The organism is Affinirhizobium straminoryzae, assembly GCF_007004135.1.
Classification (GTDB): Bacteria; Pseudomonadota; Alphaproteobacteria; order Rhizobiales; family Rhizobiaceae; genus Neorhizobium; species Neorhizobium straminoryzae.
Map to the genome: position 1 here is coordinate 16,595 of NZ_VJMG01000024.1, position 25,299 is coordinate 41,893.

The 25,299-nt window shown below is 63.3% G+C and carries 19 protein-coding genes and 1 tRNA gene; 9 read left to right on the forward strand and 11 right to left on the reverse strand.

Annotated elements, in window-relative coordinates; translation table 11 throughout:
• Positions 1-109: 109 nt before the first annotated feature.
• Entirely contained in the window at positions 110-379 is a 270-nt protein-coding gene (locus FNA46_RS10565) for a hypothetical protein (RefSeq protein ID WP_143125164.1), read from the forward strand.
• Positions 376-798 carry a type II toxin-antitoxin system VapC family toxin gene (locus FNA46_RS10570; protein ID WP_143125165.1) on the forward strand — a complete coding sequence of 141 codons (423 nt, stop codon included), beginning with the start codon at positions 376-378 and terminating at the stop codon, positions 796-798. The genes FNA46_RS10565 and FNA46_RS10570 overlap by 4 nt, the downstream gene beginning before the upstream one ends.
• A 1-nt stretch (position 799) precedes the next feature.
• Here the strand turns inward: FNA46_RS10570 and ccoP are convergent, their stop codons facing one another.
• Genes ccoP through ccoN form a run of 4 tightly spaced genes read right to left on the reverse strand, consistent with a single transcriptional unit; the run spans position 800 to position 4,200 of the window.
• Positions 800-1,663: a cytochrome-c oxidase, cbb3-type subunit III gene (ccoP, locus tag FNA46_RS10575; protein WP_143125166.1), complete on the reverse strand. Its 864-nt coding sequence runs from the start codon at positions 1,661-1,663 to the stop codon at positions 800-802.
• Positions 1,664-1,665: 2 nt separating this feature from the next.
• Positions 1,666-1,818 (reverse strand): cbb3-type cytochrome c oxidase subunit 3, encoded by a 153-nt coding sequence (locus tag FNA46_RS10580; RefSeq protein WP_143125167.1) that lies wholly within the window; start codon positions 1,816-1,818, stop codon positions 1,666-1,668.
• 12 nt (positions 1,819-1,830) lie between these two features.
• On the reverse strand, positions 1,831-2,562 hold the full coding sequence (ccoO, locus tag FNA46_RS10585) for a cytochrome-c oxidase, cbb3-type subunit II (protein ID WP_143125168.1): 732 nt from the start codon (positions 2,560-2,562) through the stop codon (positions 1,831-1,833).
• A gap of 12 nt (positions 2,563-2,574) precedes the next feature.
• Positions 2,575-4,200 (reverse strand): cytochrome-c oxidase, cbb3-type subunit I, encoded by a 1,626-nt coding sequence (gene ccoN, locus FNA46_RS10590; RefSeq protein ID WP_143125169.1) that lies wholly within the window; start codon positions 4,198-4,200, stop codon positions 2,575-2,577.
• A 259-nt stretch (positions 4,201-4,459) separates the two neighbouring features.
• Between ccoN and FNA46_RS10595 the strand changes: the two genes are divergently transcribed.
• The gene (locus FNA46_RS10595) at positions 4,460-6,037 is read left to right on the forward strand and encodes a putative bifunctional diguanylate cyclase/phosphodiesterase (RefSeq protein ID WP_246103005.1); all 1,578 of its coding nucleotides are present in this window, start codon (positions 4,460-4,462) and stop codon (positions 6,035-6,037) included.
• A gap of 48 nt (positions 6,038-6,085) precedes the next feature.
• On the opposite strand, the gene FNA46_RS10600 is transcribed toward FNA46_RS10595, so the two are convergent.
• Positions 6,086-6,162 (reverse strand) — tRNA-Pro (locus FNA46_RS10600).
• Between the two features lie 290 nt (positions 6,163-6,452).
• Here FNA46_RS10600 and FNA46_RS10605 point away from each other — a divergent pair.
• The 3 genes from FNA46_RS10605 (at position 6,453) to FNA46_RS10615 (ending at position 12,275) form a co-directional block, all read left to right on the forward strand.
• Positions 6,453-7,643 carry an AGE family epimerase/isomerase gene (locus tag FNA46_RS10605; protein ID WP_143125178.1) on the forward strand — a complete coding sequence of 397 codons (1,191 nt, stop codon included), beginning with the start codon at positions 6,453-6,455 and terminating at the stop codon, positions 7,641-7,643.
• Positions 7,644-7,693: 50 nt separating this feature from the next.
• Complete coding sequence (locus FNA46_RS10610) at positions 7,694-9,112, forward strand: phosphomannomutase (RefSeq protein WP_143125170.1); 1,419 nt, start codon at positions 7,694-7,696, stop codon at positions 9,110-9,112.
• Positions 9,113-9,350: 238 nt separating this feature from the next.
• A complete protein-coding gene (locus FNA46_RS10615; protein WP_143125171.1) occupies positions 9,351-12,275 on the forward strand; it encodes a PAS domain S-box protein in 2,925 nt (974 codons plus the stop codon).
• Positions 12,276-12,315: 40 nt separating this feature from the next.
• On the opposite strand, the gene FNA46_RS10620 is transcribed toward FNA46_RS10615, so the two are convergent.
• Both FNA46_RS10620 and FNA46_RS10625 read right to left on the reverse strand, forming a co-directional pair.
• A complete protein-coding gene (locus FNA46_RS10620; protein ID WP_143125172.1) occupies positions 12,316-13,683 on the reverse strand; it encodes a sigma-54-dependent transcriptional regulator in 1,368 nt (455 codons plus the stop codon).
• A complete protein-coding gene (locus FNA46_RS10625) occupies positions 13,680-15,497 on the reverse strand; it encodes a sensor histidine kinase (RefSeq protein WP_246103006.1) in 1,818 nt (605 codons plus the stop codon). Before FNA46_RS10625 ends, FNA46_RS10620 begins: the two co-directional genes overlap by 4 nt.
• 258 nt (positions 15,498-15,755) lie before the next feature.
• Here FNA46_RS10625 and FNA46_RS10630 point away from each other — a divergent pair, with 258 nt between their 5' ends.
• Entirely contained in the window at positions 15,756-17,084 is a 1,329-nt protein-coding gene (locus tag FNA46_RS10630; protein WP_185969800.1) for a dicarboxylate/amino acid:cation symporter, read from the forward strand.
• Positions 17,085-17,183: 99 nt separating this feature from the next.
• On the opposite strand, the gene FNA46_RS10635 is transcribed toward FNA46_RS10630, so the two are convergent.
• Together FNA46_RS10635 and putA are read right to left on the reverse strand one after the other, a co-directional pair.
• Complete coding sequence (locus tag FNA46_RS10635; protein ID WP_425468710.1) at positions 17,184-17,789, reverse strand: DUF922 domain-containing Zn-dependent protease; 606 nt, start codon at positions 17,787-17,789, stop codon at positions 17,184-17,186.
• A gap of 126 nt (positions 17,790-17,915) precedes the next feature.
• Positions 17,916-21,608, reverse strand: a complete 3,693-nt coding sequence (putA, locus tag FNA46_RS10640; RefSeq protein ID WP_143125174.1) for a trifunctional transcriptional regulator/proline dehydrogenase/L-glutamate gamma-semialdehyde dehydrogenase — start codon at positions 21,606-21,608, stop codon at positions 17,916-17,918.
• A gap of 133 nt (positions 21,609-21,741) precedes the next feature.
• Between putA and FNA46_RS10645 the strand changes: the two genes are divergently transcribed.
• Complete coding sequence (locus tag FNA46_RS10645) at positions 21,742-22,203, forward strand: Lrp/AsnC family transcriptional regulator (protein ID WP_143125175.1); 462 nt, start codon at positions 21,742-21,744, stop codon at positions 22,201-22,203.
• A 297-nt stretch (positions 22,204-22,500) separates the two neighbouring features.
• Here FNA46_RS10645 and FNA46_RS10650 read toward each other — a convergent pair whose 3' ends face one another.
• The gene (locus FNA46_RS10650; protein WP_143125176.1) at positions 22,501-22,674 is read right to left on the reverse strand and encodes a DUF1328 domain-containing protein; all 174 of its coding nucleotides are present in this window, start codon (positions 22,672-22,674) and stop codon (positions 22,501-22,503) included.
• A gap of 311 nt (positions 22,675-22,985) precedes the next feature.
• On the opposite strand from FNA46_RS10650, the gene FNA46_RS10655 reads away from it, so the two are divergent.
• Complete coding sequence (locus FNA46_RS10655; protein ID WP_188134490.1) at positions 22,986-23,906, forward strand: DMT family transporter; 921 nt, start codon at positions 22,986-22,988, stop codon at positions 23,904-23,906.
• Between the two features lie 3 nt (positions 23,907-23,909).
• Here the strand turns inward: FNA46_RS10655 and FNA46_RS10660 are convergent, their stop codons facing one another.
• Complete coding sequence (locus FNA46_RS10660) at positions 23,910-25,064, reverse strand: fumarylacetoacetate hydrolase family protein (RefSeq protein ID WP_143125182.1); 1,155 nt, start codon at positions 25,062-25,064, stop codon at positions 23,910-23,912.
• Positions 25,065-25,299 lie beyond the last annotated feature (235 nt).

Genomic DNA, 25,299 nt, shown 5'->3' on the forward strand with positions numbered 1-25,299 from the left:
AAGCGGCCGCCATTCCTTGACCGAAATCAATAGGCGGGGTGCGACCTTTGCGCCCAATGTGGCGAAGATCAGCATTTTTGCGTATACTCGGCAAAACAGGAGGTGGCTGATGGGCAAGCACAGACTGGAAATCGAACTGACGGATGACCTTCTGTCCCGCATCGACAGCGTCTCGGCCCGCACCAGCCATTCCCGCATGGATGTGGTGGTCGAAACACTGCGGGAGCACCTGCCGGAGGATCGGCCCGCGAAGACACCGGATCCAGAGGCCGCAATCGCCATCCTGGATGCATTTTTGGCAGAGGCGTCCCGCTTTTCCTCCCAACTTTCGGAGCAGGAGGTTCTGGATGAAATTCGAGAATTCCGTGGCGACGAATGACCGAACTGGATAGTCGCCTTTATGTCGATACCAATGTTCTGATCTATATCATTGATGGCAATGATTACCTCAGGCAGAAAGCCAAGCAGACGCTCAATAGCCTCAGACCGAAATTCAGCTTCGTTACAAGCGAATTGACTGTCGGTGAATGTCTTCGGGGCGCTCTGCGGCGTGGCAACAACGACAGCGCCGAAAACTATCGGCGTCTGTTATCCAACCGCGCGTTCATCACGCTTGCCCCTGTCACGCTCTCTCTGATTGAACGCGCCGCCGAGCTTGGCGCTTCTCTCGACATGAAGCTTATAGATTCTCTTCATGTCGCCACCGCCGAGGCCTGCGGTTGCCGACTCTTCATCACAAACGACCGGGGCATTCGCGCCCCGGCCGGTCTTGCCTTGCAGTCTCTGTCGGAAGCGTGACTTATTCGCCGCCGCCGAGAGAATGGATGTAAACGGCCAGCTCCTTGACGGTGCTGTCGCCGAGGCGGGCCTGCCAGGCCGGCATCACGCCATGCTTTGGCTGGCGCACCTGCTGGGCGATCTCCGCCTCACCCTTCACCTTCAGCCAGATGGCATCCGAGAGATTCGGCGCGCCGAACTCGCGGTTGCCCTTGGCGTCCTCGCCATGGCAGGAGGCACAGTTGTCGATGAACACCTGCTTGCCGGGGCCGACCATGGCCGCATCGCGCGGCTTGCCGGTGAGGCTGACCACATAGGCGGCCACCTGACGGATTTCATCGGGCTTCAGGATCTCGCCAAAGGCCGGCATTTCCGAAACGCGCGTCTCCGGGTCATCTGCATAGCGGATACCGTGGGCAATCGTCTGGTGAATGGCCTCGGCGCTACCGCCCCACAGCCAGTCGTCGTCATTGAGGTTCGGATAGCCGGCACCGCCGGCGGCACCCGAACCATGGCACTGGACGCAGTTGACCTTGAAGGCTGCGGCACCGGCCGCCGTGGCGAACTGGGTCATCTGCGGGTCAGCCAGGATCTCGCCGAGCGACGAGGCCGCGATCTTGTCGGTAATGGCGCTCTGTGCCGCCTTGGCGGTCGCGACCTCCCTGGCGAGTTCATTGCGGCTCGAATAGCCGAACATGCCGCGCGTCGCATCCGTCAGCATCGGCCATGCCGGGTACACGACGGTATAGGCGATGGCCCAGAGGATGGTCGCGTAGAAGGTCCACAGCCACCAGCGTGGCAGCGGATTGTTCAGCTCGCGGATGCCGTCCCACTCATGGCCGGTGGTTTCGACGCCGCTGATGTCATCAATATGTCTGTCCGCCATGATCAATCCTCCTTCAGAGGGATTTGTGCGGCGTCATTCGCCGAGGACTTCGCGCCGGGGCGCAGGGTGGAGACCACCACGCCGACGAAGAAGAGAGCCATCACCAGAAGACCCCAGCTGTCGGCGAAGTGGCGCATTGCAGTATAGACTTCCATGGCCTGTCCTCCTCAGCGATAGCCGGTGGCATCGTCATAGGTCGAGAAATCGACCAGCGTGCCAAGCATCTGCAGATAAGCGACCAGCGCATCCATTTCGGTGAGCTTGGTCGGATCGCCGTCGAAATCGCCGACCTTGGCCTTCGGATAGCGGGCGAGAAGCGCGGAGGTGTCGGCGTTCGGATCGGCCTGTGCGACGAGATCGGCGCGGGCGCTGTCGATCATCTCCTGCGTGTAGGGCACGCCGACCAGCGCGTTGGCCTTCAGTTCCATGCCGACATCGGTCACCTTCAGAGGCGTTTCCTTGAGGAAGGCGTAGCTCGGCATGATCGATTCCGGCACCACGTCGCGCGGGCGGATCAGGTGCTGGACGTGCCATTCGTTCGAATAGCGGTCGCCGACGCGGGCCAGATCCGGCCCGGTGCGCTTGGAGCCCCACTGGAAGGGGTGGTCGTACATGCTTTCGGCAGCCAGGCTGTAATGACCGTAGCGTTCCACCTCGTCACGGAACGGGCGGATCATCTGGCTGTGGCAGACATAGCAGCCTTCGCGGATGTAGATGTTGCGCCCGGCCAGCTCCAGCGGCGAATAGGGCCGCATGCCTTCCACCTTCTCGATGGTGTTCTCGAGATAGAAGAGCGGGGCGATCTCGACGATGCCGCCGATCGAAACCACGAGCAGCGAGCCGACCAGAAGCAGCGTCGCATTGCGCTCGATGAACTGGTGTTTGTCCATAAGAGACATGGGATCCGCTCCTTATTCGGCAGGCTGGAGACCGGCAGGAACGGCGCCCGGAAGCGTTTCCTGTCTCTCGTAGCCGAGGATGGTCATGGTGATGTTGAAGGCCATGATGAGCGAGCCCGCCAGATACATCAGGCCGCCGACGGCGCGCAGGACGTAGTAGGGGAACATCGCGGCAACGGCTTCGGCGAAGGAATAAACCAGGAAGCCCTGGCTGTCGTATTCGCGCCACATCAGGCCCTGCTGGACGCCGGCCACCCACATGACGGCGGCGTAGACGACGATGCCGAGCGTTGCGAGCCAGAAGTGCCAGTTGACCATGGCAAGGCTGTAGAGGCGGTTGCGGTGCCACAGCTTCGGAACGAGGAAGTAGACAGCGCCGAAGGAGATCATGCCGACCCAGCCGAGCGCGCCGGAATGCACGTGACCGATGGTCCATTCGGTGTAATGGCTGAGCGAGTTGACCGCCTTGACGGACATCATCGGACCTTCGAAGGTCGACATGCCGTAGAAGGCAATGGCAATCACCATCATGCGGATGATCGGGTCGGTGCGGATCTTGTCCCAGGCGCCCGAAAGCGTCATCAGGCCGTTGATCATGCCGCCCCAGGAAGGCATCCATAGCATGATCGAGAAGACCATGCCGAGCGTCTGCGCCCAGTCCGGCAGCGCCGTGTAGTGCAGGTGGTGCGGGCCGGCCCAGATATACATGAAGATCAGGGCCCAGAAGTGGATGATCGACAGGCGGTAGGAATAGACCGGGCGCCCGGCCTGCTTGGGCACGAAATAATACATCATGCCGAGGAAGCCGGCCGTCAGGAAGAAGCCGACAGCGTTATGGCCGTACCACCACTGCGTCAGCGCATCCTGCACGCCGGAGAAGGCCGAATAGCTCTTCACGCCGAGGAAGGAGACAGGGATCGCAAGGTTGTTGACCACATGCAGCATGGCGATCGTGACGATGAAGGCCAGGTAGAACCAGTTGGCCACATAGATATGCGGCTCCTTGCGCATCAGGATCGTGCCGAGGAAGGCAACCAGGTAGGCAACCCAGACGACGGTCAGCCAGAGGTCGACATACCATTCGGGCTCTGCGTATTCGCGCCCCTGGGTGATGCCGAGCAGATAGCCGGTGGCGGCCATGACAATGAACAGCTGATAGCCCCAGAACACAAACCAGCCAAGGCCGTCACCGCCGAACAGGCGCACGCGACAGGTCCGCTGCACCACGTAGAACGAGGTGCAGATCAGCGCATTGCCGCCAAAGGCGAAGATAACGGCGGAGGTATGAAGGGGACGCACGCGGCCGAAATTGAACCACGGCCCGAAGTTCAGGTCCGGAAAGGCCAGCTGAAGGGCAATCACAACGCCGACGAGAAAACCCACCACGCCCCAGAACGTGGTCGCGATGGTTCCATATTTGATGACCTCGTCGAAATAGCCGGAGCGATCCACTCGCACGGCGGCCTCACCCGCAGGCGCGAACCTGACACGACGCAGCAGGACGATCATGCTGGCGGCAAGCGTGAAGAAGAGCACCCACATATGGGCGGCAAACAGATCATCGTGGGCAAAGCCGGCACCGAGAAGCGCCAGGAACGCCCCCGCGGTCAGCGCCACGATTGGTACGGTATTGTTCATCTTGAACATCCCCCAAAGGCGAACAATGAAAGGGGGGCGATCGCTGCGACCGATCAGACACCCCGCCTGATGGGCACAACTCTCATTTTCGTGAAGACGAGGCCTTGATCTGAATCAACAGCCCGTTGCGCTGCGGGAAAGGCGCGAATGGACAGCCCGCCGGGATTGGATTAGGACGTATTTAAGCAATTGATCAGATGATGCTCTTTCGATGGCTTCAGGGTCAGATGCGCTTGGCACGAGGTGGCACGGTCGTTCGATGGAAATGTTGAAGCAGAGGGCGATCTGGCAGGCCTGCGCACTGGCAGTGATCGGCGGTATCGTCATCGCCATGTGCGTCGCATTCGATGTCGCAGAGGCGATCGCCGTCTGGATCAGCCAGCACGAGGATTACCAGGCCGATGAGGTGATGCTCTCGCTCTATGTTGTCGGCGTTCTCGGCATCCTCTACGGCGCGCTGCGGATCGTTGACCTGAAGCAGGAGCGCAAGCGGCGCGAACAGGCGGAACGGCGCGCCGACTGGATGGCCGTCCATGACAGCCTGACCGGCCTGCACAACCGTCACAGCCTTGAGGACAAGCTGAACCAGATGGGCCGGCGCAACGGCGGCCGCTTCGCCATGCTGATCATCGATCTGGACGGTTTCAAGCGGATCAACGATCTGGTGGGGCATCAGGCCGGTGACGCCGTGCTGCAGGCCGTCGCGGACAGTCTGCGCGAGCATGTGGCAAGCGACTCGGTCTTTCGGCTCGGCGGCGACGAGTTCGTCGTCTTCGTGGACAAGGCCGCTGCAGCACCACAGCTGGCGCGCACGCTGCTGCAGGCGCTGAACCGGCCGGTCGTTTTCCGGGACACCTCGCTGGATGTCGGCGCCAGCATCGGCATGGCGAGCTGCCCGGACAATGCGTCCGATGCGCGCGAATGCCTCCGATGCGCCGATGCCGCGATGTATGCGGCCAAGGCCGCCGGCCGCGGCGCGCTGCGCGCCTTCGACAACAGCATGCGCGAGCAGATGCTGCTGCGCGACCGTGACGAACGCGCCTTGCGTGACGCCATCACTGCCGGCCGCATCAAGCCCTTCTACCAGCCGATCATCGACCTCTCGGACAACAGAATTTGCGGCTTCGAGGCCCTGGCCCGCTGGGAGCGGGAGGACGGGATTGTGGTATCTCCCGGCGATTTCATTCCTCTTGCGGAGGAAACCGGGCTGATCCTGGAATTGACGGAGAGCCTGCTGACCACCGCCTGCCAAGATGCCATGACATGGCCGGGTGACATTCTTCTCTCCTTCAACATATCGCCGATCCAGCTGCAGGATCCGCTTCTCGGCGTGCGCATTCTCAGGATCCTGTCCGCCGCCGGGCTGCCGCCGAGCCGGCTGGAAATCGAGATCACCGAGACGGCGCTTATCCAGGACGTGCGCACGGCCGCAACGATCCTCGGCGATCTGCGCACCGCCGGCATCACCATCGCGCTCGATGATTTCGGCACCGGCTATTCCAGCCTTGCACATCTGTCGAACCTGAGTTTCGACAAGATCAAGATCGATCGCAGCTTCGTATCGTCCTTCCAGGACCAGGAACGGCAGGAAAAGATCGTCAAGGCCATTGTCGGCCTCGGCATCGGCCTCGACGTGCCGACGACGGCGGAAGGGATCGAGACAGCGAACCAGTTGGCCTCGCTGACCGGCATGGGCTGTACCTATGGACAGGGCTATCTGTTCGGCCGTGCCGTCCCGGCTGCGGAGGCTGCCATCATGCTCTCTTCACCGCACTGGCAGGATCTTGCCTCAGGGCAGGACACGACAGCAACGACGAGGCGCGCGCAAAAGCAGTAAGGTTCTTTCAAGTGGCTTTGAAATCAGGGCTTTCGGGAGAAGCTGAACTGGTCGGAGTGGAGTGATTCGAACACTCGACCCCCACGTCCCGAACGTGGTGCGCTACCAGACTGCGCTACACTCCGTGACCAGTGGCGCCTCTATAGACGAGGAGATTTTAATGCACAAGCACCCTTTTCATTTTTTTGTCGCAGAAATTTCGGACCTCGCACGCCACCGCGGCCGGGCAAAGCAGCAACGGACATCGTGATTTCGCCGCATTGCAAAAACTCAATACTTTTCATCTGCATGATAAGGAAATAAGCTTTCCTTGAGAGTGAAGCCCTTGCGGAAACCTGGGGCGTTGCGCGCAAGCCGGAGCAAAGGTGCCTTGTCGCCCGAGGTACCGGACAGAACATTTTGAATGACGAGACAGATGACATACGAAAAGCTTTCCGCGGCCTCGAAAGAACTCTCACGATGGCTTGATGAGGACGCGCTGCCGCTATGGCGCGAGAGGGGCTTCCAGGGTGAGGCGGGCGGCTTTTCGGAAACCGTGACGCTTGGGGGACAGCCGACGGATGCGCACCGGCGTGCGCGCGTGCACCCGCGGCAGGTCTACTGTTTCGCAGAGGCCGGCGTGCGCGGCTGGACGGGAGACTGGCAAACACCCGTTCAGGCAGGACTTGCCTTCTTCGACCGGGTCTACCGTCTGGACAGCGGTTTCTATGGCGCGCTGGCCAATAAGGACGGTCAATTGCTGGATACCAGCTTCGACCTCTACAACCAGGCCTTCGCCATCCTCTCCTTCGTCTACACGGCCAGGGTTTCTCCGGGGAGACAGGCGGAAATGGCGGCGCGTACCTCGGCCATGCTGGCGTCGCTGAAGGCTGGCTACGCGCATCCGGAAGCGGGTTTCGAGGAGGACAATCCCGCCCGCCTTCCGCTCTGTTCCAATCCGCACATGCATCTCTTCGAGGCGAGCCTTGCCTGCGAGGCGGCAGAAGGATTCGATGCGACCGCCTGGACCGCCTTTTCCGACGAGATCGCTGCACTGTGCATGCGCCGCTTCATCGATGGCGAAAATGGTGGCCTGCGCGAATTTTTCAATCACGACTGGAGCCCCTTCGACGGCGAGAAGGGCCGCATCATGGAGCCCGGCCATCAGTTCGAATGGGCCTGGCTGCTGGCGCGCTGGGGAGAACGTCGCGGGAATGCGGAGGCACTGGCAAAGGCCCGTCGACTGTTCGAAATCGGCGAGACGCACGGCATCTGCGCGACACGCAAGGTCGCCGTCATGACGCTGCTCGACGACTTTTCGGTTGCAGACCCGCTGGCCCGGCTCTGGCCCCAGACGGAATGGATCAAGAGCGCGGCACGCCTCGCCGTCTTGTCGCAGGGCCTCGAGCGGGAACGCTATGTTCAATCGGCGCTTGCCGCCTGCGCGGCGCTGTCACTGTTCCTCGACACGCCACTGCCGGGCCTCTGGCGCGACAAGATGAAGGGTGACGGCAGCTTCATCGAGGAGGCGGCACCGGCCAGTTCCTTCTATCACATCCTTTGCGCGATCTACGAACTCGAGGACTGCCTCGCCGCACTCGACAGTGCCTCCGGTGTGGCTGTCTGATCGCAGCCGCTGTCCGATCTCAACCCGTCCCAAGACCCAAGGAAGCATCCATGAAATTCGGCACCAGCGGCCTGCGCGGCCTCGTCACGGAACTGGAAGGGCATGCCTCGGCGCTCTATGCAACCGCCTTCGCCCGTTACCTGCTGGAGAGCGGCAAGGCAAAGCCCGGTGACCCGATCTATGTCGCCGGCGATTTCCGCCCCTCAAGCCCGGAGATTGCGGCGACCTGCATTGGCGCGCTGTCGCGTGCCGGCCTCAGCCCGGTCGACTGCGGCGCGATCCCGACACCGGCGCTCGCCCTCTATGCCATGTCGAAGGGCGCCGCCTCCCTGATGATCACCGGCTCGCATATTCCGGCCGACCGCAACGGCATCAAGTTCTACCGCCCCGATGGTGAAATCGACAAGCAGGACGAACTGGCGATCACCACGCTGGCAGACTCCATGGCCAGTGACCTTCTCGACCTTGCACCTGGTTCTGCGCCAAAGGAGGAAGCGGCAGCCGCGGCCCTGTTTGCCGCGCGCAATGCAGCCATCCTGCCGGAGAACGGTCTTGCAGGCCTGAAGATCGGCGTCTACCAGCACAGCACCGTCGCACGTGACCAGCTGGTCGACGTGCTTGCCGGCTATGGCGCAGACGTTTTGCCGCTCGGCCGCTCCGAAACCTTCATTCCCGTTGATACCGAAGCCGTCTCCGAGCAGTCGATCGCGCTGTTCCGGGCCTGGACTGCCGAGCACCGCCTCGATGCCGTGGTCTCCGCGGATGGTGACGGCGACCGCCCGCTGGTGACAGACGAGACCGGCACGCCGTTGCGCGGCGACCTGCTCGGCCTGATCGTCGCCAACTTTCTCGGCGCCCGCGTGGCCGTCACACCCGTCACCTCCAATTCCGGCATCGAAGCCTCGGGAGATTTCCGCGTCGTGCGCACCAGGGTCGGCTCGCCCTTCGTCATCGAGGGCATGCTTTCAGCCCTTGCCGCGGGCGATGGGGCCGTGATGGGCTTCGAAGCGAATGGCGGCCTGCTGACCGCCTCCGATTTCACGCTGAACGGCACGACACTGTCGGCCCTGCCGACGCGTGACAGCTTCCTGCCCGTGCTGGCCACCCTTTATCTGGCAAGACAGCAGGGCAAGACCCTGTCCGCGACGGCGGCAGACTTCCGCCTGCCAATCGCTGCCGCCGACCGGCTGGAGAATTTTCCGGTTGCGACCAGTTCCGCCCTGATGGCGCATCTGCGCGCCACGCCGGACAATCTGGCGGGGTTCCTCGCGCCGCTTGGCCGTGTCAGATCATCGACCGACGTGGATGGCCTGCGCACGACGCTGGAGGATGGCCGCATCATTCATCTGCGCCCTTCCGGCAATGCGCCGGAAATGCGCTGCTATGTGGAGGCCGCTACGGAAGAGGACGCAGCTTCCCTTCTGCGGCAGGGTCTTGACCTGATCCGCGCCTGGGCTGCCCGAAGCTGAGCAGACCGCTCGCAAAAGTGGAACAACGCCAGCCTCCAGCGCCCTGACGGGCCGCAGTGCCCGTGCCCGACGCGAAGGTGGCGTGCACACCATTGACCTTGCGCGGTCTGCGCGAAATATCATGCGAAAGCATGCGTTTCGAGCGAAGGCTCGCCGTGTCGAGCGCTTGCAACTGAGAATGGTTGACGGACGGAAGGCGACATGGGACCACAGTGCCGAACAAGGAACCAGGTGACCCATGGCGGCTGATGGCATGACGGGCAGCGGATTTTCCTTTCCGGCGGGCGGCGGCCAGATGGGCGCGCTGATCCGCGGCTTCGATTGGGTGGCGACCAGTCTCGGCCCCATCGAGCAATGGCCGCAAAGCCTGAAATCCGTCACCAGCATGCTGCTGCTCTCTCCCGTACCGATCGTCCTCCTGTGGGGTGAGGACGGCGTGATGATCTACAATGACGCCTATTCGGTGTTTGCAGGAGACCGCCATCCGCAACTGCTCGGTTCGAAGGTCCGTGAAGGCTGGGCGGAGGTCGCGGAATTCAACGACAACGTGATGCGCGTCGGTCTTTCCGGTGGCACGCTTGCCTATCGCAACCAGGAACTGACACTTATCCGCAATGGTCGGCCGGAACCGGTCTGGATGAATCTGGACTACTCGCCGGTTGTCGACGAGAGCGGAAAGCCGGCCGGCGTCATCGCCATCGTGGTGGAAACCACACAGAACGTGATCGCCGAGCGGCGCCTGCGCGAAAGCGAGAACCGTTTCCGGGCGCTGACGCTCGCCACTTCCGATGCGGTCTATCGGCTGAGCGCCGACTGGGTCGAGATGCGCCAGCTGGACGGACGCGGCTTTCTTGCCAATCTCTACCGGCCGAGCTCCCGCTGGATCGAGGAATACCTGCCGGTGGAGGACCGGCCGGCCATCGGCGCGGCGATTGCCCGCTCGATCCGCACGCGGCGCCCCTTCCAGATGGAGCATCGCATCCGCAAGGCCGATGGCTCGATCGGCTGGGTTCTGTCTCGCGCCGTGCCGGTGGCCGATGGCAGCGGCGAAATTGTCGAATGGTTTGGCGCCGCCACCGATGTCACCGAACGCCACCGCGCCGAGGCGCGCCGCGAGGCACTCATCCGTCTGACACGCGAGATCCAGTCGCTCTGGGATGCCGAAGAGATCGCGCTTTCGGCCGCCCGCATCATCGGCGAGACTCTGGAGGCAAGCCGCGCCGGCTATGGAACGGTCGACGAGGCACTCGAATCCTTTACCATCGTGAAGGCCTGGAATGCGGAAGGCATCACCGATGTGCGGGAAAACCTGAACCTGAAGCTGCTGCCGGGCATCGTCCAGGACGTGCTCAACGATCGCATCGCTGTCGTCAACGACGTGCTGGAGGATCCGCGCGTGCAGCCGGCGGTCGAGCATCTGCTGAGCCGCAGCGCCCGGGCGCTGGTCAATGTCGGCATCGTGGAGAAGGGACGGATCGTGGCCGTCTTCTTCGTCAATTCCAACAGCGTGCGCCAATGGTCCGGCGAGGATACCGAGTTCATCCGCGAGGTTGCCTCGCGCGCCCATACCGCCATCGAGCGCGTGCGCGCCGAGCATGCGCTGCAGAAACTCGCCAGCTCATTGGAAGCCGATGTCGAGCAGCGCACCCGCGAGCGCGACCGGATCTGGCATAACACGCAGGATCTCAACGTCGTCGTGGACAAGAACGGTATCTTCCACGCCGTCAATCCGGCCGTGACCAAGCTGCTGGGCTGGACGGAGGCGGAGGTGCTCGGACGGCATCTGTTCGACTTCATCATTCCGGAGGATCACGAGGCCACTCTATCCACCTTTGCCATCAATCTCACGGGCGAATTCCCCCCCTTCGAAAACCGCTACCGGCACAAGGAGGGCGGTCATCGCTGGATTTCCTGGGTGGCGGGTGCCGATGGGGATCTCATTTATGGCAGCGGCCGCGACGTGACGCGGGAAAAGGAGGCCGCCGCCGCACTGGCCGCCTCGGAAGAGGCGTTGCGTCAGGCGCAGAAGATGGAGGCGGTCGGCCAGCTGACGGGCGGTCTTGCCCATGACTTCAACAACATTCTCGCTGGCATCAGCGGCAGCCTCGAACTGATCCTGCTGCGCCTGACGCAGGGCCGCATTTCGGACGCCGAGCGCTATGTGGGCGCTGCACAGGGGGCCACGAAACGCGCGGCAGCACTGACACATCGTCTCCTTGCCTTCTCCCGCCGGCAAACGCTCGACCCGCGCCCCACCGATCCGAATGCGCTGGTTGCGGGAATGGAGGAATTGATCCGCCGCTCCGTCGGCCCGGAAATTTCAGTGGAGACGGAGTTGCAGCCGGATCTGTGGCACACGCTGGTCGATCCGGGTCAGCTCGAGAACGCGCTGCTCAACCTCAGCATCAATGCGCGCGACGCCATCGTCGGCAGTGGAAGGCTGATCATCCGCACCCGTAACCAGCAGCTCTCCGCGCAGGCAGCGGCCGAGCGGAACCTGAAACCCGGCGACTACGTGGTCCTGTCGGTCAGTGACAATGGAACCGGAATGACGCCGGATGTGGCAAGCCGCGCCTTCGATCCCTTCTTCACCACCAAGCCCATCGGTCAGGGAACCGGGCTTGGTCTGTCGATGATCTATGGCTTTGCCCGACAGTCGGGCGGTCATGCACTGATCGTCACCGAACCCGGGCGCGGAACGGAGGTGTTCATCTACCTGCCGCGTCACGGTATCGATGCGGTTGCCGCGGATGCACCGCAGACCACGATGGAAAAGGTGCCGCTCGCGCAGGGAGCCGGCGAAACCGTGCTGGTGGTGGATGACGAACCGCTGGTGCGCATCCTGATTACCGAGGTGCTGGAGGAACTTGGCTATAAGGCGCTGGAGGCGGGCGAAGCCTCAGAAGCGCTGCCACATCTGGAATCCGGCGAACGCATCGATCTGATGGTCACCGATGTCGGACTGCCGAACGGCATCAACGGCCGGCAGCTGGCCGACGCGGCCCGAACGCTGCGCCCAGGCCTGAAGATCCTGTTCATCACCGGCTATGCGGAAAACGCCGTGCTGAACCAGAACAATCTGGAACCCGGCATGTATGTGATGACCAAGCCCTTTGCCATGGACGCGCTGGCAAACCGGATCCGCCAGCTGATCCGGGAGTGATCGCTTCGGATCTGGTACGGCATTCGTCCTTCTGAGGAAGTTATCCCTCATCTCGATCGGCAAAGGTACCGCGCACGATGCCGTGGCGCTGGAGTTTGTCGTAGAAAGTCTTGCGCGGAATGCCGAGCGCCTCGATGCTGCGGCGGACGTCGCCGCCGTGATCCTTCAACGTCTGGCGGATGATGTCTGCCTCCAGCCTTGCAAGACGATCGGGCAGCGTTCCGCCCTCTGCCGCAACAGACACCGGCAGCGCAGGCGGATCCTCTTCCTGAGCCGGCTCAAGACCAAGCACGAAGCGTTCCGCGAAATGGCTGAGTTCGCGGACATTGCCCGGCCAGTCATGCATGGACAGATGGCGGGTGACGGCTGACGTGAGATCCGGCACGGTACGACGGAAGCGGGTCGCGGCGCGCTGCGTGAAATAACGGAAGAGAAGCGGCACATCCTCGCGCCGCTCGCGCAACGGCGGAATGAAGAGAGAAACCACGTTCAGCCGATAATAGAGATCCTCGCGAAAATCCCGCCGTTCGGCCGGATCGCCAAGATCGACCTTGGCGGCGGCGACGACGCGGATATCCACCGGGCGCACCTCATTGGTGCCGAGCGGCGTCACCTCGCGCATTTCCAGGACGCGCAGCATCTGCACCTGCGTCCCCGGTGGCATGCTTTCAATCTCATCCAGAAACAGCGTGCCGCCGCTCGAATGCTCGATGCGACCCACGCGCCGCTTCTGCGCACCGGTAAAGGCCCCCTGTTCGTGGCCGAACAGCTCGCTTTCCATGATCTGTTCTGGCAGCGCGCCACAGTTCAGCGCCACGAAATGGCCCTTGGCGCGGCGGCTCCAGCGGTGCAGAAGGCTTGCCACCACCTCCTTGCCGGTGCCCGTCTCGCCCGTCAGCAGCACATCGACATCGGTATCGGCGATCTGGCGCAAGGTGTGCCGCAGCCGCTGCATCACCGGGGTCTGGCCGATGAGAGGCAGTCCCTCCTCCTCCGTCAACTGCGCCTCGCGCAGCCGGCGGTTGTCGAGCACGAGACTGCGTTTTTCGCCCGCCCGCCCCACGCATTGCACCAGCCGGTCGGCAGCAAAGGGTTTGGCAAGGAAATCGTAAGCGCCGTCCCTGATCGCACCGACCGCCATCGGAATATCGCCATGACCGGTCACGAGAATGACGGGCAGATCCGCGTCAATGGCGCGAATGCGTGCCAGAAGCTGCAGACCGTCCAGCCGCGGCATACGAATGTCGGAGACGACAACGCCGGAAAAATCCCTGTCGATGGTCTGCAGGGCGTCCAGCGGCGAGGCGAAAGGCCGGACGGCAAAGCCGGCAAGCTGCAGCGTCTGTGCGGTTGCCTTGAGAAGATCCCGGTCATCGTCGATCAGGATGACAGGTATGTGTGAGGTCATGGCCGGGCCCTCTTCAGTTCCACGGTAAATCGGGTGGCACCAGCCGTGCTTTCCACAGTGATCTGGCCGGCATAATCGCTGACGATGTCCTTGGCGATGACGAGACCAAGGCCGAGGCCAGCCTCCTTGGAGCTGTTGAAGGGCGTAAACAGCTGCTCAAGAATGTCAGGCGGAATGCCCGGACCATTGTCTTCCACCAAAAGCCGCACGGTCTCGTCATCCGCGACGGCGCTGACCCGTACCTGCCCGTCCGGTTGCGTGCCGATCGCTTCCAGCGCGTTCTGGAGGAGATTGATCATCACCTGCTCCAGCCTGAGCCGGCTGCCCACCACGGCAATATCGGGCGATGGAAGGGTAATCGCCAGTGCCTCCATCCGGCCGGCAAACCGGCTTTTCAGCAGCATCACCGCACCGCTGATGACATCCTGCAGGGCCACCGGTCCTGCTGCCGCACGCCCACGCCGTGCCAGCGCCTTCAGATTGTCGGTGATCGCGCCGATCCGCTCGGTCAGGCCGGCGATCTCGCGCAGATTGTCGTCGGCCGGCGCGGTCTGACGGCGCTCCAGAAAGGTCCGCGCATTGTCGGCATAGGCGCGGATCGTGGCCACCGGCTGGTTGATTTCATGCGCGACGCCGGCGGCGACCTGGCCAAGGATCGCCAACCGGTTGGCCTGCACCAGTTGCTGCTGCACCCCCTGCAGGCGCGCTTCGGTGGTCTTGTGATCGGCAATCTCGGCTTCCAGCCGGTCACGGGCACGCGTGAGGTCCAGCGTGCGTTCGGCAACGCGTCGCTCCAGCTCCAGTCGTGCAGCCTGGCCGGCCGCGATGCGCGCCAGCGTCGTCTGCCGCCGCCAGATCCAGAAGGCGACAAGCGCCAGAAGCGGAATGAAGCCGAGCAGGGCGGCAAATTCGGCCTGCCGCAGGCCGGACGCGAGCGCCTGCTCCACCGGCACAAGGTAATGCAGCTGCCATTCGGTAGACGGCACCGGCAACACGAGTTCGATATAGCGCTCCAGCCCCCGGCCGGGCAGCAGCACATCCATCAGCCGGGCGTCAGGGCTCAGCTGCTCCATCGGGATCGTCGGGAGCGGCACCAGCGGCGCCTCGCCGAACTGCAGGCTGGCGCGAATGCCATCGCGCACCGCCGGCGCCAGCGGACCGAGCGTCATGAAGCGCCAGGACGGAATGCTGGTGATCAGCACCACCTGCTGGCGGTCGGTAACGAAGGAGGGCCGCGCGGCGCTGATCCAGTCGTTCTCCAGCTGATCGAACTCGGCTTTCACCACCACGACACCGAGCGGATTGCCGGCAGGCCCAACACGGTTGGAGATATAGAGGCCGGGTCGCCGGCTGACGCTGCCCATGGCGAAATGCTCTGCCCTGCCTTCCGCGATGGCGCGGGAGAAATAGGCGCGAAAGCCGTAATCGCTACCGACAAAGCTGGTGGGGTCGCGCCAGTTGCTGGAGGCAACCGCCACCCCATGGCGATCCAGGACATAGAGAACGGAGGCGTTGGTTCCGACGACGAGATCCTCGAGCTTCCGGTTGAGCGCATCGAGGCGGCCGGCTTCGGGGTCGCGCAAGGCCTCGGTCACATCACGGTCGCGGGCGAGAATCAGAGGCAGCGAGCGCGGCCGCTCCATCACGGCTCTCAGCAATGCCACCTTCAGACCGGCGTCCACCCGCCCCTGCTGCGTGAGGTCCGCCAGCACACTGCGGGTGGCGTAGTGGCGCGACAGAAAAAGCGTGAGCCCCAGGAGAAGGCAGGCGCAGAGCGCAAAGAGGAACCAGGGACTGCGCAACCCTTGCGCCATCCCCCGCCGCTCTCCTGCGCTCTCCAACCCGATTGTCATACCCCACCATGTGCGGAATTCCGCCATGAAGGCAAGGCGAGAATGTGCGAAAAACCGCACATTCTCGCCCTCAACGCCTCAAACGCTATAATTTTTCCTTTTAATTCAAGACCATACTGGAAACCGGAAACTTGGCACGCCGATTGCTGAAAGGTGTCCATCGTCAAATACCGCCCCGGGAGAGCCATGTTGGTTGGGGCGCGATGGAGGACCCGTAGCATGGACATTCATATGGATGCCGCAACACCGCGCGGCAGGATTCCGCTTTATCGGCAGCTTTACGTGCAGGTTCTGGTGGCGATCGCTGCCGGCATCCTGCTCGGTCACTTCTATCCGGATATCGGCGCGGCACTGAAACCGCTCGGCGACGCCTTCATCCGTCTCGTCAAGATGATCATCGCACCAGTGATCTTCCTGACGGTCGCCACCGGCATTGCCGGCATGTCCGACCTGAAGAAGGTCGGCCGCGTCGCCGGAAAGGCGATGATCTACTTCCTGACCTTCTCGACGCTGGCGCTTGCCGTCGGCATGCTGGTTGCCAATGTGGTGCAGCCGGGTTCCGGCATGCATATCGATCCGGCATCGCTCGATGCCAAGGCCGTTTCGACCTATGCCACCAAGGCGCATGAAACCTCCGTCGTCGGCTTCCTGATGAACATCATCCCGGACACCATCGTCGGTGCCTTCGCGCAGGGCGATATCCTGCAGGTGCTGTTCTTCTCGGTGCTGTTCGGTATCTCGCTCGCCATGGTCGGCGATCGCGGCAAGCCGGTCACCGATTTCCTGAATGCCGTCACCGCCCCGATCTTCAAGCTGGTCGCGATCCTGATGAAGGCGGCGCCTATCGGCGCCTTCGGCGCCATGGCCTTTACCATCGGCAAATACGGCATCGGCTCGATCGCCAATCTCGCGATGCTGATCGGTACCTTCTACATCACATCGCTGCTGTTCGTCTTCGTGGTGCTGGGTGCGGTCGCCCGCTACAACGGCTTCTCCATCCTGGCGCTGATCCGCTACATCAAGGAGGAACTGCTGCTGGTTCTCGGCACCTCCTCCTCGGAAGCGGCCCTGCCCGGCCTGATGCAGAAGATGGAACGGGCCGGCTGCAAGCGCTCGGTCGTCGGCCTCGTCATTCCGACCGGCTATTCGTTCAACCTGGACGGCACCAACATCTACATGACGCTGGCCGCCCTGTTCATCGCCCAGGCCACGGATATCCATCTGTCGCTCGGTGACCAGATCCTGCTGCTGCTGGTGGCGATGCTGAGCTCCAAGGGTGCCGCCGGCATCACCGGCGCCGGCTTCATCACGCTGGCAGCGACGCTGTCGGTCGTTCCCTCGGTTCCGGTCGCCGGCATGGCGCTGATCCTCGGCATCGACCGCTTCATGTCGGAATGCCGCGCGCTGACCAATTTCGTCGGCAATGCGGTTGCCACCATCGTCGTCGCCCGCTGGGAAAACGAACTGGATCAGGCAAAGCTTGCCGAGGCTCTAACCGGCCGCCTGCCGGCCGACGCCGCAACCGGTGCGCTGCAGCCGGCGGAGTGAGTTTCCTCCCAGGGAAAGAGGCCGCGAGGTCTCATTCGAAAGGCCCGTCATCAGCCGATGGCGGGCCTTTCGCTTGCGTGCCGGCAACGCTGCGAATCGTCAGGGACCGTTGACCAGCGCCAGGATCAGCTGGTGCACATTGCCGCCTGGGCTAAGCTCCACCCGATCGAATTCGACATTTTTGGCGCGTTCCGCCTTCGACAGGACGCCGAGCTTTGCCGTCAATTGCTGACGGATCTTCTGGCAGTTCGGGTCGTTTTCGACCCTGAGGCCAAGGCTCACATCCTGGATCTGCTGCACCAGCGTCTTGATGAAGCCGCCATGCACCCGCTCATGTGCCTCGACGCCGGCAATGAAGCGCGACCAGCTGGCGGCAACCGCAGGCGGAAGCCGGCTCTCCGGCCGCGGCAGCGTATAGGTGATGACGACCTTCGGCTTTGCCACGGTGATCACGCAGGCATTGCCCTCAACAGCATAGGTGCGCGTCCAGGTCAGCTTGAAGCCGGTATGGGCAATGGCAAGGCCGCCGCCCGCCTTCGGCGCCCGGGCGCCGATCGATTCGTAAAGTTCAGCGCCGGTCTGGCCGCTGATGGCATAGGTCTTCACCTGCTCCACCGCCTGCCAGTCCGCCGGCAGCGCCGCTGACGGAAAGGCCAGGAGGAGCGGTGCCAGAAGGTCCAGCCCGCGACGACGTATCCAGACGATCAAACCGAAGCCTCCTGAAGCAACCGACCCCGCTGGACCTTCTCAACTGGTCGGCGGCGCGCATCATAGGAAAGCGGAGCCGGGTGGCAAGGGCATCCAGGCGCATCACCACGGTATCCGGGAGGCTCAGCCGATCGCCATCAGGCTGGCATTGCCGCCGGCAGCTGCCGTATTGATCGATGTGGACACTTCCTCCAGCAGCCAGTGCAGGCAATAGGCATCCGGTCGGCCCATGGCGTCGGAGGCGGCCGCCTGCGCCAGCACCAGCGGGCCGGGCAGAGCGGCGATGCGCACCATCGCCTGCCGCACGGTGTCTGCCTCTCCCTCGATCAATGCGCCGGCAAAGGGGGCATCTGCCGCCCAGTCGCGGGTGAAATCAATCCTCGCCGCAACGGAAGCTGGCAAGGCGGTGAAATCGATCATCCCGGACGCCTGGTCATCCACGACCGCCATGTTTCCCGTGGCGAGCACGGCGGCGAGTTGTGTCATCAGCCCGGCCTCTGTCTGTGGCACGAGCAGGATGCGGCCGCGCGGATGCAGCGCATAGAGGTTCCGCTCTCCAACCGGCCCCGGCAAAGTTCGTTCGAGACCGAGCGCCGACTGGCCGCCGATGGTGCGGGCAAGCTCGGCCAGGGCGCCCTGCTGGCGATCCTCCAGCCAGCGCGCCAGTGACGAGAGGGCCGGATCGACATGCACGGAACTCGTCTGCGGCGGCTCCGGCGCCACCGCGACCAGGCGGCCGAGATAGAACGGCCCGCCCGCCTTCGGCCCGGTGCCCGAAAGCCCGCGCCCGCCAAAGGGCTGCACGCCGACCACCGCACCAATGACATTGCGGTTCACATAGCGATTGCCGACCTTTATCCGGCTCAGCACATGCGCGATGGTTTCATCGAGTCGCGTGTGCAGGCCAAAGGTCAGGCCATAGCCGGAGGCGTTGATCTCCTCGATCAGACGATCGAGGCCGGTGCGGCGATAGCGCAGCACATGCAGCACCGGGCCGAACACCTCGCGGGTCAGCGCCTGCAGCGAATCGACCTCGATAATGGCCGGGGCAACGAAGGTGCCGGCGCGCGTCTCCTCCGGCAGCGCCGTGCGATGCACCGGGTAGCCGAGGGCCGCCATGCGCTCGACATGCGCCTCGATGATGTCTCGGGCCTCGGCGGTAATGACCGGGCCGATATCGGTGCTCAGCCGGTCGGTGCGGCCAATCGACAGTTCCAGAAGCGCGCCCTTCAGCATGGTCAGCACCCGATCCGCCACCTCCTCCTGCAGGCAGAGGATGCGCAGCGCCGAGCAGCGCTGACCGGCACTGTCGAAGGCCGAGGCGATCACATCGGCGACCACCTGTTCGGCGAGCGCCGAGGAATCGACGATCATGGCGTTCTGGCCGCCGGTTTCGGCAATCAGCGGCACGGGCTTGCCGGATGGCAGCAGTCGCTCTGCGAGAGAGGCCTGGATCAGGCGGGCAACCTCCGTCGAGCCGGTGAACATCACGGCCGAGGTCTGCGGCGCCGAGACCAGCGCCGCGCCGATCCGCCCGTCGCCCGGCAAAAGCTGCAGGGCGGCACGCGGCACACCGGCCTCATGCAGGATGCGCACGGCCTCGGCAGCAATCAGGGGCGTTTCCTCGGCGGGCTTGGCCAGCACCGGATTGCCGGCAACCAGCGCCGCCGCCACCTGGCCGGTGAAGATCGCCAGCGGAAAATTCCAGGGACTGATGCAGGTGACGGGGCCGAGCGGCCGGTGCACCGGCCCCAGCGTGCGGCGCGCCTGTTCGGCATAATAGCGCAGGAAATCGACAGCCTCGCGCACTTCGGCCACCGCATTGGCGGCCGATTTTCCGGCCTCGCGGATGATGAGCCCGAGCAGATGCGGCATCCGGCCTTCCAGAAGATCCGCCGCCTGGTCCAGGCAGGCGGCCCGCTCGACCGGTGAGACGCCCCCCCAGGTCATGCCGTCTGCGGCAGCCACGGCCACGGCCTGCCGCGCCATGTCTTCGCTGGCCGCCGTGACGGTGCCGACGCGATCGCCATGATCGGCAGGATTGAGCACCGGCGCACTGTCGCCCGATATACCGCCAACGGCAACCAGCGGCGCGGCCTGCCAGTCAATCGCGACACTTTCCCGCAGCGCCACCGATAGATCGGCAAGCACGGCCTCGCTGGCGAGATCGAGCCCGGCAGAATTGCGGCGTCCCGCGCCGAAAAGGTTTTTCGGACGGTCGATCCGGTCATGCGGCGCGCCGGGGGATGCCATGGCCTGCACGACATCGACCGGATCGGCCACCAGATCCTCCACCGGCACGCTGGCATCGCCGATGCGGTTGACGAAGGAGGAGTTGGCCCCGTTTTCCAGCAGACGACGCACCAGATAGGCGAGCAATGTTTCATGCGTGCCGACCGGCGCATAGATACGGCACGGACGGTTCAGGTTGGCCTTGCCGACAACCTCTTCATAAAGCGGCTCGCCCATGCCATGCAGGCACTGGAACTCGTAGGAACCCGGCGTGAAATCCGGCCCGGCCAGATGGTAGATGGTGGCAAGCGTCTGCGCATTGTGAGTGGCGAATTGCGGGAAGATCACATCGCGGGCAGCCAGCAGCTTGCGGGCACAGGCAATATAGGACACATCCGTGTGGACCTTGCGGGTGAAGACGGGAAAATCCTCAAGCCCATCGATCTGCGCCCGCTTGATTTCCGCATCCCAATAGGCGCCCTTGACAAGGCGCACCATCAGCCGATGGCCGGAGCGGCGAGCGAGATCGATCACGAAATCGAGGACGAAGGGGCAGCGCTTGCCATAGGCCTGCACCACGAAGCCGATGCCGTTCCAGCCCGCCAGCTGTGGATCGAACGCCAGATGCTCGAGCAGGTCGAGCGACAGTTCCAGCCGGTCCGCCTCCTCCGCATCGATGTTGAGCCCGATGTCATAGGTTTTGGCAAGCAGCGCCAGCGCCGTGACGCGCGGCAGAAGCTCTGCCATCACCCGTTCGGCCTGCGCCCGGCTGTAGCGCGGATGCAGCGCCGAAAGCTTGATGGAAATGCCCGGCCCGGCATGGACGCCCCGTCCGCCGGCGGCGCGGCCGATGGCATGGATCGCCGTCTCATAATCGCGGTAGTAGCGTTCCGCATCCGCCCTGGTGGTGGCTGCCTCCCCCAGCATGTCATAGGAGTAGCCGAAGCCCTTGTCTTCCATCGCCTTGGCGCGGCCAAGCGCCTCCTCGATGGTTTCGCCGGTCACAAACTGCTCCCCCATCATCCGCATCGCCATATCGACGCCGCGGCGGATCACCGGTTCGCCGCAGCGGGCAATCAGCCGCGTGAGCGCCGTCGCAAGGCTGCGATCGTTGACGGTGGCCGTCAGATGCCCGGTCACGACCAGCCCCCAGGTGGCCGCATTGACGAACAGCGAACGACCGCCGCCCAGATGCGACTTCCAGTCACCGGCAGCAATCTTGTCGCGGATCAGCGCATCCCGGGTTGCGGTATCGGGAATGCGCAGCAGTGCCTCCGCCAGACACATCAGGGCGACGCCTTCCTGACTGGAGAGCGCATATTCGTGCACCAGACCTTCCACTCCGCCGCCACGCGGCTTCTGACGCAGCGCCGTTACCAGCCGGCGCGCCGTCTCCCGGACCGCCGCCTTGTCGTTCTCCGCCAGTCGCGCCGCCGATAGCAACGGCTGCAGGCATTCCGCCTCCGGTCGGCGGCAGGCGGCTGTGATCGCCGCACGCAGGGTCGAGGCCTGACCCACCGGTGGGGCAAATCGGGCAAAGGGAGCAGAGGAAGCAACGGAGGACGGAGCGCTTTGCAGGGTCATCGCCGGGATCTCGTTCACGACAAGGGGGAATGAGGAGATCATACGACAAAAGTCTGATTTCAGCTGTTCTGAATTCATGGTCAAAGCTAGACGAATTCATTATTCTTTGCCGATAAAGCCGGAGAAATTGACCATGGATGCAGAGAAAATCGAAGATCTCGACGCCTTCGACCTGAAGATTCTCGATGCCGTGGCCGATAATGGCCGCATCTCGGTGACCGATCTGGCCAGCCGGATCGGCCTGTCGAAAACCCCCTGCAATGCCCGCCTGCGGAGGTTGATCGAGGATGGCTACATCCTGGGCTTCCGGGCCGTCATCAATCCCCGCAAGCTGGGGCTCGATCACGTCGCCTTTGCCGAGGTGAAGCTGTCGGACACCCGGGAACAGGCGCTGAGTGAATTCAACGCTGCAGTCCACAAGATCAAGGAGGTGGAGGAATGCCACATGATCGCTGGCCGCTTCGATTACCTCCTGAAGGTGCGCACCCAGAATATCCGTCGTTACCGGGAGGTGTTGGGTGAAAAGATCTCCAGCCTGCCGCATGTCGCCAGCACCTCGACCTCTGTCGCGATGCAATCCGTGAAGGAGCGGTAGGGAGCGGAAATTGATCTTTACGAGTCAGGATCGGAATGACGTCGTTTTGGACAAGATTATTGTCCTTTTTCCGACAGATCGTACCATTTTAGGGTAAATTGCCCTCGCCGTTTCCGCGCAAGTCTGGCTGAATACGACGGCTCGCTCCTGGAGGAGTCGAGTTTTCCCCCAGATTGCCCTGCCTTTGGCGGGGCTTTTTTGTTTTCAGCGCCCGCCGTGTACGGCGGGCTGCTGTCGGCGCTGCTCCTTGGAACCGCGACCGACCATGCAGGTCGCGGTCCTTTTCGAATGGTCTCGTCAGAGCACGGCACTGCCGGCCATGAAGGCAAGCACCAGGAAAATGAGGAAGACAACGATGGCGATAAAGAACAGAATCCGCGCCACGGTGGCTGTCGCGGCTGAAATCCCGGAAAAGCCGAGAAAGCCGGAGATCAGCGAGATGACGAAGAAGATGAGTGCCCATTTCAGCATGGTATGATCCTGATCGTTCGGTGAATATATGGCTCAACGTCAGCGACCGCGCCCGGGTTCCACAGGGTCCCTCTCTGAAATCATGGGGAAGGAAGGCGGGCCATCTCGTCGGCTGCGGGATCGAGGCGATGGAACAGCCCGTTTTGTGGTACCCGCAGGATATCTAGCGAAGCACGGTTTTTCCATGCTAGGCACGACCGATGGATGCAATCTGACCTCGGGACGGTTGATTGCTGCATGACATCCCGTCCCGCCGCTGCCCGGCCTTCCTCGCCGGGCAGAGTATGTCGCCAGAATCCGGAGACTTGCCCATGACCTTACATACCGGCGCGCCTGCAGGCACCCGTGGCCTGCTCTTCAGCGGACCTGGCCTCATGCTGTTCGGCATGCTGATGTTTGCCTTGAACGATGCCATGGGGAAATGGCTGGTGGCGAGCTATGGCCTTGGCCAGGTGATCCTGCTGCGCAGCGTGGCAGCGCTGGTGATTCTCGTCCCGTTTCTCTGGAAGGATGGCTGGACGACGCTCCGCGCGGTCGAGCGGCCACGCCTGCAGGCTGCCCGTGTCTTCTTCTCGACGCTTGAAATCTTCTGCTTCTACTATGCCGTCATGTCCATGCCGCTCGCAGACGTGATGACCTACTGGCTGGCAGCGCCGATCTATGTCGCAGCACTTTCCCCGCTCCTGCTCGGAGAGAAGGTCGGCTGGCGGCGCTGGAGCGCCATCGCCGTCGGCTTTGTCGGGGTGGTCATCACACTCGAACCCTCGAGCGCGATGTTCACTACGCCTGCCCTGATTTCCATCCTGGGCACTGGCGCCTTCGCCTTCATGCTGCTCTCCGGCCGCAGCCTGCGCAACACGCCGGACAAGGTACTGGTCTTCTTCCAGATTTCCGGCGCGGGGCTGGTCGGGCTGGTGATGGCACCGTTCGACTGGGCACCGCTCGGCAGTCCGGCGGCGCTGATCATGCTCTGCCTGCTCGGCATCATCGCCATGGGCGCGCATATACTGGTCAACCGTGCGCTGAAAACCTCGGATGCCGCGAGCGTTGCGCCGCTGCAGTATACGCTGCTGATCTGGGCCGTTGTCTTCGGCTTCGTCCTGTTCGGGGAAGTGCCGCGCCTGACCATGGTGATCGGCGCGACGCTGATTGTCGGTTCCGGTCTCTTCATCTTCTTCCGCGAGCAGCAGTTGAAGCGGCGCGACAGGGTGCTGCCCGCAGTTCCCGAATAGTCTTCAGCCCTGCAGGAGACCGCGCCGCGCCAGGTTCTGCATCAAGGCACCGGTGCCGAACTGCCATTCCGGGCAGGCATCGCTGCGATCGACCCAGTTGACAAGACGCCCAAGCTTCGGCGTGGCGATCTCCACACGATCGCCCACCTCATGGGTGAACCCCTGGCCTTGGCCGCGGCGATCCTTGACGGGCGCGAACATGGTGCCAAGGAACAGCATGGCACCATCCGGATACTGGTGGTTCCTGTTGAGAAGCTGGCGGGCAAGATTGGACGGGGCACGGCTGATCGCCGACATCGCGCTTTCGCCGGTCATCACGAAACCATCGCGCCCCTCGACCAGCAGGGACACCCTTGCGACCTCGAGATCCGACAGCGTAAACGCATCGTCGAACAGGCGGATAAAGGGACCGATCGCCGAGGAGGCATTGTTGTCCTTGGCCTTGCCGAGCAGCAGGGCCGAGCGCCCCTCGACATCGCGCAGGTTGACGTCATTGCCAAGTGTGGCGCCGACGATCACACCGTCGGAGCGGATGGCAAGCACCACTTCCGGCTCCGGATTGTTCCATTCGGACATCGGGTGAATGCCCACGCGCTGACCGCAGCCGACTGAAGACATCGGCTGCGCCTTGGTAAAGATTTCCGCATCCGGACCGATTCCGACCTCAAGATATTGCGACCATAGGCCCATGTCCTGCAGCAGTGCCTTCACCTTGGCAGCCTGCTCGGACCCGGCAACGACGCCGCGCAGGCTGTCGCCGATCACAGGAGCAAGCTTGGCGCGCACTGCGTCGGCGCGCGAGGCATCGCCACGGGCCTGCTCCTCGATGACGCGCTCCAACATGCTGTCGGCGAAGGTCACGCCCGCAGCCTTCACGGCCTGGAGATCGCAAGGAGCCAGAAGATCGCCCGCCGAACCGTCAAGATAGGCCTCGAGCGGTCCAAGATCCTCATAAGCCTTACCGTGCAGATGCTTGGGGAGATCAGGCAGTTCGAGCAGCATGGACACGGTCGGAGCAAGCGTGGTGAGGTCCAGCAAGCGCTCCTGGCGCAGGAGAACGACACAAGGCCCATCTTTCTGCTTCGACCAGACCCGGCCAATCAGAAGGGCCTCCTCATCCTCCGGCAGAATATCCGCCGCCCGCACGCGCATGTCCATGTTCAACACGACCTCCCTTGATGTCAGACCACACCCTCCACGGCGCGGCTTTCCGGATCTAGGACAGATTTGCGGGGATTTCCACGCTGAAGTGGTTTTAGGGAACAGATGTCGATAGGGCGCAATCCGTTCGCCAGACACCGTCAGGAGCGCCGAGGTCAGACCAGAAGCCACTCACGAATACCTCTATGCACCGTGCTGCGCTGTCTATCCCTTTGACCTTCTCCCCTGGAAT

Bases quoted from the DNA above. Each gene is read 5' to 3' on its own strand.
- FNA46_RS10565 (WP_143125164.1), top strand. From the start codon at position 110: ATGGGCAAGCACAGACTGGAAATCGAACTGACGGATGACCTTCTGTCC.
- FNA46_RS10570 (WP_143125165.1), top strand. From the start codon at position 376: ATGACCGAACTGGATAGTCGCCTTTATGTCGATACCAATGTTCTGATC.
- ccoP (WP_143125166.1), bottom strand. From the start codon at position 1,663: ATGGCGGACAGACATATTGATGACATCAGCGGCGTCGAAACCACCGGC.
- FNA46_RS10580 (WP_143125167.1), bottom strand. From the start codon at position 1,818: ATGGAAGTCTATACTGCAATGCGCCACTTCGCCGACAGCTGGGGTCTT.
- ccoO (WP_143125168.1), bottom strand. From the start codon at position 2,562: ATGTCTCTTATGGACAAACACCAGTTCATCGAGCGCAATGCGACGCTG.
- ccoN (WP_143125169.1), bottom strand. From the start codon at position 4,200: ATGAACAATACCGTACCAATCGTGGCGCTGACCGCGGGGGCGTTCCTG.
- FNA46_RS10595 (WP_246103005.1), top strand. From the start codon at position 4,460: ATGGAAATGTTGAAGCAGAGGGCGATCTGGCAGGCCTGCGCACTGGCA.
- FNA46_RS10605 (WP_143125178.1), top strand. From the start codon at position 6,453: ATGACATACGAAAAGCTTTCCGCGGCCTCGAAAGAACTCTCACGATGG.
- FNA46_RS10610 (WP_143125170.1), top strand. From the start codon at position 7,694: ATGAAATTCGGCACCAGCGGCCTGCGCGGCCTCGTCACGGAACTGGAA.
- FNA46_RS10615 (WP_143125171.1), top strand. From the start codon at position 9,351: ATGGCGGCTGATGGCATGACGGGCAGCGGATTTTCCTTTCCGGCGGGC.
- FNA46_RS10620 (WP_143125172.1), bottom strand. From the start codon at position 13,683: ATGACCTCACACATACCTGTCATCCTGATCGACGATGACCGGGATCTT.
- FNA46_RS10625 (WP_246103006.1), bottom strand. From the start codon at position 15,497: ATGGCGCAAGGGTTGCGCAGTCCCTGGTTCCTCTTTGCGCTCTGCGCC.
- FNA46_RS10630 (WP_185969800.1), top strand. From the start codon at position 15,756: ATGGACATTCATATGGATGCCGCAACACCGCGCGGCAGGATTCCGCTT.
- putA (WP_143125174.1), bottom strand. From the start codon at position 21,608: ATGACCCTGCAAAGCGCTCCGTCCTCCGTTGCTTCCTCTGCTCCCTTT.
- FNA46_RS10645 (WP_143125175.1), top strand. From the start codon at position 21,742: ATGGATGCAGAGAAAATCGAAGATCTCGACGCCTTCGACCTGAAGATT.
- FNA46_RS10650 (WP_143125176.1), bottom strand. From the start codon at position 22,674: ATGCTGAAATGGGCACTCATCTTCTTCGTCATCTCGCTGATCTCCGGC.
- FNA46_RS10655 (WP_188134490.1), top strand. From the start codon at position 22,986: ATGACCTTACATACCGGCGCGCCTGCAGGCACCCGTGGCCTGCTCTTC.
- FNA46_RS10660 (WP_143125182.1), bottom strand. From the start codon at position 25,064: ATGGACATGCGCGTGCGGGCGGCGGATATTCTGCCGGAGGATGAGGAG.